Source organism: Kribbella turkmenica, from assembly GCF_004348725.1.
Taxonomy (GTDB): domain Bacteria; phylum Actinomycetota; class Actinomycetes; order Propionibacteriales; family Kribbellaceae; genus Kribbella; species Kribbella turkmenica.
In genome coordinates this window covers 1-11,682 of the sequence record NZ_SMKR01000206.1, presented here as the reverse complement: position 1 = coordinate 11,682, position 11,682 = coordinate 1, and the positions used below count along the sequence as shown (strand labels likewise).

The window sequence follows — 11,682 nt, the reverse complement described above, 5'->3', positions numbered from 1 at the left end:
GGGCCACCCTTCCAAGTGGTCTACTATGGACGGTATAGTCCATCGGTCGGTCACGGCTGTTCTGAATCGCTCGTTGAGATCTTCCGCGTAGGAATGTTGTCGATGGCCGGTCGCGAGAAGCAGGAGATCAGATGGCAGGCGCCGCGGAGAGCATGATCACATTGACCGAGGCCGAAGACGATGTGGGCGACGCGAGCGCGTCGGCAGTCACTGCCCCCGACGTGGACGACCTCGTCATCACCGACAACAGCGAGCTCGGCGTTTACGAAGCCGCGATAGGCGGGAAGACAGCGGCAGGGCTCATCTACAGCAAGGACGGAAGCCGCGTCGTACTGCACGCGACATCTGTACTCCCTGAGTTCCGCGGGAAGGGCGTGGCTACCAGGCTGATCGGCGGCGTCTTCGACGAGCTTCGCAGGCAGGGAAAGACAGCCACCGTCACCTGCCCGTTCACGGCCGCCTTCGTCAGCTCGCACCCCGAGTATGCCGACGTCCTGGACAAGGCACACCCCGGATGGCACACAGCCGGGCACGAACGTGGGCATTGAGTACATGTCATCCAGGTCGGGAGCGGGCGGCAACCTGCTGGGAGGACGACTGATTCCAACCCGACCTGCGGTCAGGTTGGGTTCAGTCCTCTGGTTCGTCGTTGTCGATCAGGTGCGGCGTGCCAGGTTTCCTGCGAATCCGGTGTGGGGTAATGAAGCCTCGCGTGTTTCCGAGCGCAAGGCCGCATCCAGCGCGGCCTCGACCGCGTCTGCCGGACCAGCGACGCGGCGTCGGACATTCCTGGCCTCGATGAGTCGATGACATCGGCGTACTCCGAGTGTGTCCGAAGGAACCGATCGACGGCAGAACTGTGGTTGCAACCCGAAACGCCTCGCTGCCGGCGATCATCCGAGGCTGCTCATGCAGCGGTTGCGATGTGGGAAGACACAGAACAGGACCATGTCAGACGCGCTCATCGATGTCAGGCCGGCATCCCGAGGTCTGGCGACGTGGCCTGGCATCGGCGGCATGGAGTGGCCCGCCGATCATCCAACGCAGCGGCGATCAGCTTCGTTGCAGGCGAGCCTCCGTTCGGGTTGTTGACGAGACGCCGACCCACACCATCAAGTTCAGCCCGTCCTCGCGCCGGTCCTGTACATCCTCTCGCCGGTCGACGAAGCCGGTTGCGATCAACCGACCGACCATCCGCGGCGCCGTAAGGCGCACTCACGTCCAATCGCTCGGCGACAGGTTCAGCCCGCTCGACCCATGTCCCTTCAGTACGACGAGCGCGCCCTTTCTGTTGAACCGGACGACCGGGTCCTTGATCACTCGACCTGGCTTCGTAAGAAGCCACAAGCGGAACGAAACGGGAGTAACAAGGATTCCTCTAGGAGGTTGACGTGCAGGTCATGACCACCGTCCCGATCGCCCGATGATCGTTCACAGCGCGTTGTACGGCGCCGGGCAACGCGAGCCTGTGACGCTGGAGATCGTCGCCAGGGACCGGGCTGTATCAGACGCTGCCTTTGCCTGGATCGATCTCCACGAACCGACGGATTCCGAGTTGCGCCAGGCACAAGACCTGTTCGGCCTGCACGATCTGGCCGTCGAAGACGCACAGACATCGCATCAACGACCGAAGATCGAACGGTACGGCGATGCTCTGGCCGTGGTGTTGTGCACGCTCCACTACCTCGACGAGGTCCAAGAGGTGGAGACCGGGCAGGCCAGCATCTTCATAGGCAGCCATTACGTCGTGACCGTCTGGCATGGCGATCGAAGCGGCCTGGAGCAAGCGCATGCCACGCTGAACGAGATGCCGGCGGCGTTGACGCATGGACCTGCAGCTGTCTTGTGGGCGATCTGTGATGCGGTCGTGGACCACTACGAGTCCGTGACCGGCTCGGTCGAGGCCGACGTCGACCAGATCGAGACGGCGGTCTTCGGGACCAGTTGCACCAGCGAGGCCGAGCGCATCTACATGCTGAAGCGAGAAGTGTTGGAGATGCGTCGGGCCGTGGTCCCGTTGCGCGAGCCGATCGAGCGATTCGCCGGCGCTGATGTCCTGCATGTCGACTCCGACGCCGCGGTCTACTTCCGTAACGTCGCAGGTCACGTGGCGCGAGTGTGCGAAAGGACCGACTCCCTCGACAGACTGCTCGACTCTGCGCTGGATGCGCACATCGCGCGGGTGTCCGTTCAGCAGAACGATGACATCCGCCGGATTTCCGCTTGGGTTGCGATTGCCGCTGGGCCGACAGTGATCAGCACCATCTACGGGATGAACTTCGAGAACATACCAGAATTGCGTTGGCGCTACGGCTACTTTGTGGTCATATGCCTGATCGCGACCGGCTGTATCGCTCTCTACGCATCGTTCCGCCGCTCCGGCTGGCTTTGACTCCGCTCGTGCTGCTGGAGATTGGGCGCCACTTCGGAGGCTCCTGCGTCCAGTCGCACGAAAGCTATTCGTAGCGGCCTTCGAACGTCACGCCATCCCCGAGCCCGGTGAATCTGAGCCCGACGATCCGCGTGTCCTCCACTATCCAGCGAAGCGCGTAACAGGCTCGATAGGAGGGCGGCCAGAACGAGCAGAACCGGCCGTGGTCATCGACGTACCACTCTCCTGCACTGTCGCCGCCTCGTTCGGTGTAGCTGGTCCGCCCGTCGATCGCGAAGACTTGAGTCGCGCCGTCGGCGTACACCAACCGGCCGGCAGTCACCGCCTTCGGGACATCGGCGGCCGCGACCGCCGCGCCGTCCTCGGCTTGGATCCCCTGCAACAGATCGTTCATCGCGTCAACGGCCTCTCATCCTCGTTCTGTGTCCGATTCATTGGTGGCCTCCGACCCACCACTACTTACCGCGGGCTCGATCGTCATCACGGCCCTGCCGGGCCACAGCCCTGTCGATTGCTCCTGAGGCCACGATGCTGACCAACGGCAACCGCTTCAGAGCTGAGGCAAAGACGTAAGACGGTGCGACAGATATGACACCAACCCGCCGGAGCGAGTGCTCGCGCTGCATCAGATACACGGCCGCAGAACGACAACCCAGCCCCGACGAATGCCGACCTACTCACGTCCGTGAGTGAACTTCCGGTCAACGGCGACTTCTAGGACGGCTACTGCGAGACTCCCGAGGATGTCGGCGCCACTGTCGACGCTGCTGTCGCTCGCGGTCTCGCTGGCGTCGGAGTCGAGCACACCACTGGTGTCCCCTCGCTCAACCCGATTAGGGACTTCGATGACGCGGGTCGCCGCATCAACGCCGCCGCCGCGGCTGCGCTTGGACGGATCGTCCTGACAGGGCGGACAGACGACTTCTTGTGGAGTCTCCGACCTCGACGACACCATCCGCCGGCTCGTGGCCTGTGCGGAAGCCGGAGCTGACGTCCTGTACGCGCCGAACCTGCCGAATACGGCCACGATCAGTTCAGTCGTCAAGGCTGTTGCTCAAGCCTTTCAACGCCCTCGTCAGTCCCCCAGGACACGGCAACCCTCGCGGAACCTGAGACGGTCGGAGTCCAGCGGATCAGCCTCGGCGTCGACCCATACACGCACGCCCTGGGCGCTACCAGGTCGGCTGCAGCGAAGCTGGCGGTGCACGTGATCGCGGCATCGTCCTGCAGCGCCGCTGTTGCGATGCGGCGGTAGTGGCCACACTGCTCGTCGGACTCGCCGTCGCGGGCACCGTCCCCTGGCTGGCTGAACTGCTGTTCGTGCTGTGGGGCTTGTTCTGGGGCATCGTGAACCGTGGCGCCACACGATTCGTGACACTCGTACGGAGGCAATGAACAGACCGGTGCAAGCCGAGAGTGACCGGACAGCTCAAGGGTGCCCCGAACCTCCGAGGTTGGAACTTGGCCGAGGCCTTCCGGGCTCACGCAGATGAGGACCGCTCGATGGGATGACGAGGGGTCAGGCGCTGTGATCGTGGGTGGTCGGGTCCACGGGCCGCTCGGACTTGGGAAGCCCGCCGACCACCAGACGGTAGGAATCGGTCACGAGCTCCTTCACCAGCTTCTCGTCGACGGTGCCCCCGCCTTCCACCGTGATCCAGTGCCGCTTGTTCATGTGATAGCCGGGGGTGATGTCTGGGTACTGCTCACGCAGGGCCGCGGCGTTGTCCGGATCAGCTTTCAGGATCACGACGGGGCTCGCCGGCATATTGGTCATCAGCAGGAAGACCTTGCCGCGCACCTTGTAGACGCTCCAGTCGGGGTCGACACGCTGCTCCAGGTCGGCGCCCGGCAGATCCACAGCGCGGTCGCCCGCAATCCTCTGCAGTTCTTGTGCGTCCAAGATGATCAGCTCCGCTATCGATTCGAGTGCCCTGACTGCTCAGCCAAGGCTGATGGTCATGTCTCTTGCACGGCTGTCCACGAACTGCGGCGGCCGCGCGCCGCGCAAGTCCACTTGCGCAGAACTTGCGCGCGATCTGTCGGACATCCCTTGGCCGCCGTCCTGGCGATCCGCCAGTGGTCAGATCGGCGCAGATCTTACGGTGTTCACCGAAACATGGCGTCGGACTTGATTCAGTGATCTGTCGCGGCCGCTGAGCCCCCGCACGGTCGAGCCTTCAACGACGTCCGGGCCATCGTCATCTTGTCCGCCGGCAGGTATCGGACGATCCGAATCTGTTGCCACTGACACCCAACCGGTCAGCTGGCCTCGCCCCTCGGTCCGGGTACACGACGAGCACAGCGGCTGGATACACGAACGTCGCGAACGGCTCTCGGCGACGTCTCCGGTTACTGGGTTCGGAGCCTGTCCGTCTCGGTGACGTCGCGAAGGTTTCACGTAGTCGATGGCCGCCTGCAACGCATTTTTCAGAGGGCCGACGTCCCGTGCGACCTGAGAGGGGAGCATGCCGCCCTGGTAGGCGCGCTCATATCCGGCTCAGCAAGCGGCCCACTCCCCGAAACCCGAGGCTGTCGAAGCAGGTGAATCGCTCACCCCGGTGAACGCGAGGACGCGCTCGGCCTGCCCCGCGATGACCGCGAGGGCGAGGCTGTCCTTGTTGGGGAAGTAGTCGTTGAGCCGCGATCCGCTGACGCCGGCTGCACGTCGGAGCTTCTCGTTCTTCGTGGCGTGGACACCCTGTGCAGGTGAGATCTGCGGCCTGTTCGAGGATGCGGGCACGCGTGGCCTGGCCCTTGTCCGTGAGTTTGTGCGGCACACGAGCTGCCGTGCTGGGTTCCATGCGCTTCGCCGCGACAGAGATCGAACCACGCGGCGGTAAGAACCGGCTTCGGCTCGACGCTAACCACTCACAAACCCCTACTGGAGGTTGATTCACTGTGTCACGACTGAACACCCCGTCCCTTGATGACGTCCCTGCCGACACGCGGGAGATCCTCGACAAGGTCGGCGGGCCGCTCGGGTTCGTCCCGGCCATGTTCAACACGATCGCGTCCAACCCGGCCGTGCTCGAGGCCGTGACGACCCTGCAGGGCACCATGAGCCGGGTCCTGGACGCGAAGACCCGGCACACCATCGCGCTTGCTGTGTCGCAGGCCAATGAGTGCGGCTACTGCCTGGCAATCCACACATACGTGTCGGCCAGGTTCGGCGGAATGTCGAACGAGGACATCGACCTGGCTCGCGCGGGAAGCTCCGTCGATCCCAAGCGCGCCGCGGTCGCGAGGTTCGCTCGCCGCGTGGTGGACGCCCGCGGGCAGGTGAGCGACGCAGATCTCGCGGCAGTGCGAGGCGCCGGATACACCGACCCGGAGATCTTGGCGATCGTCACGGTCGCGGTGCAGGCCCTGCTCACCAACTTCATCAACAACGTCAACAAACCCGACATCGACATCCCTGCTGTCGATTCGGTCGGCGCGCCAGCCTGATCGGGGCAACGGTTGCCGAGGCCACGCCCACAGCCGGCTCGACCCTTCACTGCCCCACCCGGTCCTGAGGAGAGCTGCGATATGGCGGGCTCCGAACTCTATGAGAAATTCATGGCGCTGCACACACGCGACGGTGGCTTCGTCATGCCTAACGCCTGGGACGGCCTCTCGGCGTTGGTGCTGGCCGATGCGGGCTTCGAAGCGATCGCGACATCGTCGGTGGCGCTCGCCGCCACGCTGGGTGTGGCGGACGGAGTCCATGCAGTCCGGCGTGAAGAGCATCTCGAGCACGCGCGGCTGCTCGGCACAGTCAGCGGGCTGCCTGTCAACGGGGACTTCGAGGACGGGTACGGCGACTCCTCCGATGACGTCGCGGCGACCGTCCGGGCCGCCGTCGAGTTCGGTCTGGCCGGTATCGGTATCGAGGACACCTCGGGCGATCCCGTTGAACCGATCCGCGACTTCGACCAGGCCGTCGATCGCGTACGCGGCTCCGTCGAAGCGGCGAGGGGCCGCATCGTCGTCACGGGCCGCACAGACAACTTCATCCAGGGCCGGCCCGACCTCGACGACACCATCCGACGTCTGACGGCCTTCGCGAGGTCGGCGCTGATGTGCTCTACGCCCCGTACCCACCCGATCTCGAGTCACTTGGCGCGATCGTCACCGCAGTCGCACCGAAACCGGTCAACGTCCTGGTGTCACCGGCCGACAAGGTACTCACCGTCGCCGAGCTGCAGAAGGCCGGCGTCAAACGCATCAGCTTGGGCCCGTGGCTCTACACACACGTGCTCGGCGCGTTGCAAGAAGCCACCGAAGCGCTCGTTGCGGGCGACCTCGCTTCGGCGACGACGGGTATCAGCTTCGACCGTATTGGCGAGCTGCTTGCTCGAGGCAAGAACTAGCCCACCCCCACCAACCACCGCTCCTCACTATGGATTGCAAGAAGAGAGCAGATTGACATGGATCTCGACAAGCTCATGAGCAAGCACCTCACCAGATACTTCGACCCCAGCAGGACGATCCCGGAGGAAACTCTCCAGCAGCTGTTGAGGTTCCTGCGGTCGACGCCGACGTCTACCAACATCCAACCGAACCACTTCTACGTCATCGCCACGCCGGAAGGCAAAAAGCAACTCGCGGACAACCTGGGCGAACGATTCCAGGACAACGCCGAGAAGATTCTGAACTCTTCGCACACCATCATCCTCACCACCCGGGCGGACCTTCCCGGGAGCCACATCGAGGCGGTGTTCAACAAGGAGCGGGCCGACGGTCGGTTCCCCGACCCGGCGAAGCAGGAGCTGTGGGAATCGATGACCCGCGATTTCCTCAACTTGCGCAACTACGGCTACAAGGACGTGAACCACTGGATGGAGAAGCAGACCTACATGGCCGTGGGTTTGACCATGATGGCGGCCGCTGAGCTCGGTGTCGAAGCCATGCCACTCGAGGGGTTCGACCCGACCACTGTCGACAAGGCGTTCAAGATCCGTGAGACCGGACACGCCACGACCGTGTTGCTGGCGCTCGGCTACCCCGACCCCACGAAGCAGTACAGCAACCCGATCTCGCGCTTCGACACGGACGAGCTGTTCACCTTCGTCTAGAACCCGCGGCAACGGGAACGACTGCCGCCCACGAACGCTGAGGTCCTGGCAGTGCTTTCGCGCCGAGATCGCTGTGTAATCGAAGACTGGATACAAGGAGGTGCCCGATGAGGGCGATTGTGGTGCATGACGAGGCCGGTGGAACGGCCGGGATGACGCTGGCCGAGCGTCCTGAGCCGGCAGCAGCCATCAACGATGTCGTCGTTGAGGTTCATGCCTCGGGATGGGTTCCGACCGAGCTGGAGTGGCCCTCGACGTGGTCCGACCGGGCCGGCCGCGACCGCGCCCCGTCGATCCCCGGGCACGAGCTCGCCGGGGTGGTCGCCGCCCTGGGCTATGGCACGACGGGGCTGTCGGTGGGACAACGGGTGTTCGGTCTCGCTGACTGGCACCGCGACGGCTCTCTGGCCGAGTATGTGGCGATCGAGGCTCGCAACCTTGCGCCGTTGCCGGGCGACGTCGACTTCACGGTGGGCGCGAGCCTGCCGATCTCGGGACTGACCGCCTGGCAGGGGCTGTTCCAGCATGGCCGCCTCCAGGCGGGACAGAGCGTCCTCGCACACGGCGCGGCCGGCGCTGTCGGAACGATGGTTATGCAGCTGGCACGGGATGCCGGCGCCTACGTCATCGGAACCGGACGCGCCGCCGACCGGGAGAAGGCACTCGAGTTCGGCGCACATGAGTTCGTCGGCCTCGAGAACGATGCGCTGGAAGATGTCGGCAAGGTCGATCTGGTTCTCGACGTCATCGGCGGCGACGTCCAGAAGAGGTCCGCGGCCATGGTCAAGGCCGGTGGAACGCTGGTGTCGATCGTCGGCCCGGTCGAGGCCAGGCCGGCTGACGGCCTGGCGGTGGACTTCGTCGTCGAGGCCGACCGCGGCCAACTGGGCGAGATCGTCCAGAGGGTCCGGGACGGGCGGCTGCGCACGAACATCGGAACGACCACGACCCTCGAGGATGCTGTCGCCGCTGTCAGTTCGACCGAGCGCTCCAAGGGGAAAACCATCGTCCGCGTCCGGCCGTAAGGGCTCGGCGAAGAAATGGTCGGGCCCCGAAGGCCGGTTCCGGCGACAGGGCCCGACTCTCCAACGGACGGGAAACTGCCCGGAGCCCACCTACGGCATGGAACATGAGTGCCAGGCCAGCAAGGCGAAGCGTGACGACTGAATGCAGGTTCCTGCCACCGTCTCGGTGGGGATCTCGGCAGCACTGAAGGCCACCACAAAGCCCTGCCGGGTCCCGGCTGGATCACTGCGAAGTCGCGTCGGCGTGGGCGATGCTGTAGGGAAGCCGGTCCAAATCGGCACGGTCGGGAACACGAGCGATCCCTTCGTCACCACGATGGCGTCGGTTCCGTACGTTCAGTCAGCTTCTTTCCGATCACTTGCGCTGCCGGTCGGTGTCATCACCTCGATCCCGGAATCATCAGCTCTCGGGCCGCCGCTGCTGATGCTGATGCCTTGCCGGCTCTAGTAGCGGTACACGAGCGCGGTCTGCTCGTCGTGGTTTGGCACCAGCCCCGCGTACGACAAAGCGAAGTTTCGGCGCAGCAGGCGATGCAGACGGTCCGCAGCCGCCGACACAGCAGGATCGCGCTGTGCGCCCGAAGGTGCAGGAGACCCGTAGGGCACCCCTGGCAACTTCGGGTCAGCGCCGCTGGTCTCCTCACCGCATCCTGTAACGAGCAAGGACAACCGCGACACAGGTTGCCGCAGCAAAGGACCTCAGTCGAAGCAAGCGCACAGCCAACTGCGACGTCCGGCGTAAGACGGTGCGGCGGGCCGCAACTAACCAGGCGGAACGTTGCGGACCCCCTGCAGCTAGCACCGGACCCGATACGGGGGCCGTTCGCCACAAACGAGTGAAGGGCACAGCTCGATGCGACAGGAGCCATCGGCGGCCGAGCCGGTCCACCGCGACAGAACGCTCGGGCTGGCGTTCGTCTCAGCGGTTGTCTCCTTGGTGACCGTGTTCGCGGCGGTGGGCTCGACCATTCCTCTCTTCAACATCTACCGGACCGAGGAAGGATTCACCAACGCCGGTATCTCGTTGACCGTCGTCGCGTACTCCGCCGCAACTCTGAGCACACTGCTGGTGCTGGGACGACTCTCCACTCATGTCGGCCGACGGCCGGTCGCGATCGCCAGCCTTGCCTTGCTGTTACTGGGTTGCCTGCTGCTGTTGAAGGTGCACGACATCGGCATCCTGATCGCTGGACGGCTGGTGATGGGCCTCGGCGCCGGGTTGGCCAGCAGCACCCTCACCGCCTACATCGTCGACGCAGCGCCGACCAGACCAGCCTGGCTGGCCTCTGTCGCTTCGAGCCAAACGGTCATGCTCGGGCTCGCAGTGGGTGCCGTCGCCTCCGGTGCCTTGGTCCAGTTCGGCCCATGGCCACGCGACCTCATCTACCTGGTCGTCATCGGATCGCTTCTCCTGTCCGCCGCCCTCGTCGCCAACAGCCCGGAAACCGCAACTCCGACACCGGGCGCCTGGCACTCACTGCGGCCCAGTGTGCGCGTTCCAGCCCGGGTCAGGCATCTACTGCCTGTCGCTGCCGCGGTGTTCCTGGCCACCTGGGCTACCGGAGCGTTCTATCAAGCCTTCGTGCCTGCACTTGTCGCAGATCAACTTCACACGAACAGCTCGCTCGTCCTCGGACTGGTGTTCGCTGCTTACATGGGCCCCAGTGCTCTGGGCGCTCCACTTGGCGGCCGGTTGTCGACCGCGGCAGCCCAGCGCATCGGCATGATCGCCTTCCTTACCGGTTGGATCGGAATGATCACAGCAATCGCCACAGGTATGTTGCCGTTGTTCATCGCCGCGACCATCATCGCGGGAGCCGCTCAAGGCATCGCCATCAGCGCGGCGACCCGTGGCTTGTTGTTCGGCAGTGCCCTGCCCGACAGGGCGCCAATCTTCGCCGCTGTCTATCTCCTCAGCTACAGCGGCGCGACCATTCCCAGCCTGGTCGCCGCCCGGCTCTCCGATCTCTACTCGCTTCCGCACATCGTCCTCGGGTACGGCGCGCTGGCCTTCCTCGCCACCCTGTTCACCGTCGTCGCTGCACACAACCCGCACACCGACACACCCAGCACGGTGAGCTGAGCAAGGCAGGCGGAGAGGTAGCGACTGCCCAGGCCCGGATGTCGGGCATCGGTACCTGACTCCCGGCGTCGAACCGTTGGCCCGCGACCATCACGTCGTACTGTTCGACTTCCGCGGGTGTGGCCGAAGCAGCCGCGGGCTTCCCGCCGCTGACCTCCAGCCGGAGTACGTGGTCAGTCAGGGACACCCACCGGCTGATCGGCAAACTGCAGCTCGGCCGGGTGGACCTGCTGGGCTTCTCCACTGGCGGCCGGGCGGCGATGCAGTTCGTGCACAAGCATCCCGCGCAGGTACGCCGGTTGGTCCTGGCGTCGACCTCGGCCTATGCCAGTCAGGACAACGACCGATTTCTCGCCGGCTGGGATGAGTACCAGCAACGTCGCCGAGCCGAGGAGGCCGCCGACGGAAGACTGCGGAACTCCACCATCTTCGTCTGGGATCTGGAGCGAGCAGCGGCGTATCTCGAGCTACTGGAGAGCCTGGGCAACGACACCGGTGACTGGAGTGTGGAACGAGCCATCACCGGCGCCATGCACCCCTGGTGTCCTGGCGACCCTGAGCAGATCCTCCGCGATTGCGGCAAGCCGGTCCTCATCCTTCACGGCGAGAAAGACGTGGGCTTCCCCGTCCAACTCGCCCGGCGGTTGTACGCCGCCGTTCCCAACAGCCGGCTGACCGTCATCCCCGGCACAGCCCACATGTGCCACTTCGAGGATCCGACCCGATGGTCCGGTCACATCCGAGAGTTCCTCCGATGATATGGGTCGTGGTGGCCGGACAATCAAGCGGCCGGAGGACGGGCTACCCCACGGTTAGACGCCGGTACGACGGCTCGTGCGGGTTGAGGGCGAGTGGCGTCCCCAGGTGGTCGCCAGGCTTCTAATGCCGCGTCAAGAAACGTTGAGGTCGTAACCCGCCGCTGGCTGCAGTTCGACAGGACGTATGCGCCCCACTGCCCACGACGGACGCCTGAGCAGACCGGCAATCCGGCTCGATCGCCGGACACCTCCTGTCGAACTGCAGCCAGCGGCGGGTGAAGTGCGCAGCGCGGATCACCGCTGGGTCGACCGGTCCCACTCCCCCCTCCTCCGAAGCCGATGCCGAGCCCACGTCAGCCGCCAC

10 protein-coding genes and 2 pseudogenes are annotated in these 11,682 nt (G+C 64.9%); 9 read left to right on the top strand and 3 right to left on the bottom strand.

The features are described from left to right. Positions 1 to 131: 131 nt before the first annotated feature. Positions 132 to 548: a GNAT family N-acetyltransferase gene (locus E1218_RS31835; RefSeq protein ID WP_132326754.1), complete on the top strand. Its 417-nt coding sequence runs from the start codon at positions 132 to 134 to the stop codon at positions 546 to 548. Between the two features lie 875 nt (positions 549 to 1,423). Beyond that, the gene (locus tag E1218_RS31830; protein WP_132326753.1) at positions 1,424 to 2,392 is read left to right on the top strand and encodes a magnesium and cobalt transport protein CorA; all 969 of its coding nucleotides are present in this window, start codon (positions 1,424 to 1,426) and stop codon (positions 2,390 to 2,392) included. Between the two features lie 64 nt (positions 2,393 to 2,456). Here the strand turns inward: E1218_RS31830 and E1218_RS31825 are convergent, their stop codons facing one another. Then, a complete protein-coding gene (locus E1218_RS31825) occupies positions 2,457 to 2,786 on the bottom strand; it encodes a hypothetical protein (protein WP_132326752.1) in 330 nt (109 codons plus the stop codon). Positions 2,787 to 3,122: 336 nt separating this feature from the next. Between E1218_RS31825 and E1218_RS38335 the strand changes: the two are divergent. Beyond that, a pseudogene (locus E1218_RS38335) lies at positions 3,123 to 3,383 on the top strand (isocitrate lyase/phosphoenolpyruvate mutase family protein); the annotation flags it as partial. Between the two features lie 528 nt (positions 3,384 to 3,911). Here the strand turns inward: E1218_RS38335 and E1218_RS31815 are convergent. After that, positions 3,912 to 4,295, bottom strand: a complete 384-nt coding sequence (locus tag E1218_RS31815) for an MmcQ/YjbR family DNA-binding protein (RefSeq protein ID WP_132326751.1) — start codon at positions 4,293 to 4,295, stop codon at positions 3,912 to 3,914. 597 nt (positions 4,296 to 4,892) lie between these two features. Further along, positions 4,893 to 5,135, bottom strand: a complete 243-nt coding sequence (locus E1218_RS38330; RefSeq protein ID WP_202866301.1) for a TetR family transcriptional regulator — start codon at positions 5,133 to 5,135, stop codon at positions 4,893 to 4,895. Between the two features lie 254 nt (positions 5,136 to 5,389). Between E1218_RS38330 and E1218_RS31805 the strand changes: the two genes are divergently transcribed. The 6 genes and pseudogenes from E1218_RS31805 (at position 5,390) to E1218_RS31780 (ending at position 11,318) form a co-directional block, all read left to right on the top strand. Beyond that, positions 5,390 to 5,842 (top strand): carboxymuconolactone decarboxylase family protein, encoded by a 453-nt coding sequence (locus tag E1218_RS31805; RefSeq protein ID WP_202866300.1) that lies wholly within the window; start codon positions 5,390 to 5,392, stop codon positions 5,840 to 5,842. Between the two features lie 81 nt (positions 5,843 to 5,923). After that, positions 5,924 to 6,747 (top strand): annotated as a pseudogene (locus tag E1218_RS38325) (isocitrate lyase/PEP mutase family protein). A 57-nt stretch (positions 6,748 to 6,804) separates the two neighbouring features. Continuing rightward, positions 6,805 to 7,452 (top strand): nitroreductase family protein, encoded by a 648-nt coding sequence (locus E1218_RS31795; RefSeq protein WP_132326749.1) that lies wholly within the window; start codon positions 6,805 to 6,807, stop codon positions 7,450 to 7,452. A 152-nt stretch (positions 7,453 to 7,604) separates the two neighbouring features. Then, entirely contained in the window at positions 7,605 to 8,477 is an 873-nt protein-coding gene (locus tag E1218_RS31790; protein WP_233712602.1) for an NADP-dependent oxidoreductase, read from the top strand. An 853-nt stretch (positions 8,478 to 9,330) separates the two neighbouring features. Beyond that, on the top strand, positions 9,331 to 10,560 hold the full coding sequence (locus tag E1218_RS31785; protein ID WP_132326747.1) for an MFS transporter: 1,230 nt from the start codon (positions 9,331 to 9,333) through the stop codon (positions 10,558 to 10,560). Positions 10,561 to 10,679: 119 nt separating this feature from the next. Continuing rightward, positions 10,680 to 11,318 carry an alpha/beta fold hydrolase gene (locus E1218_RS31780; RefSeq protein WP_165949502.1) on the top strand — a complete coding sequence of 213 codons (639 nt, stop codon included), beginning with the start codon at positions 10,680 to 10,682 and terminating at the stop codon, positions 11,316 to 11,318. The last annotated feature ends 364 nt before the right edge of the window (positions 11,319 to 11,682 follow it).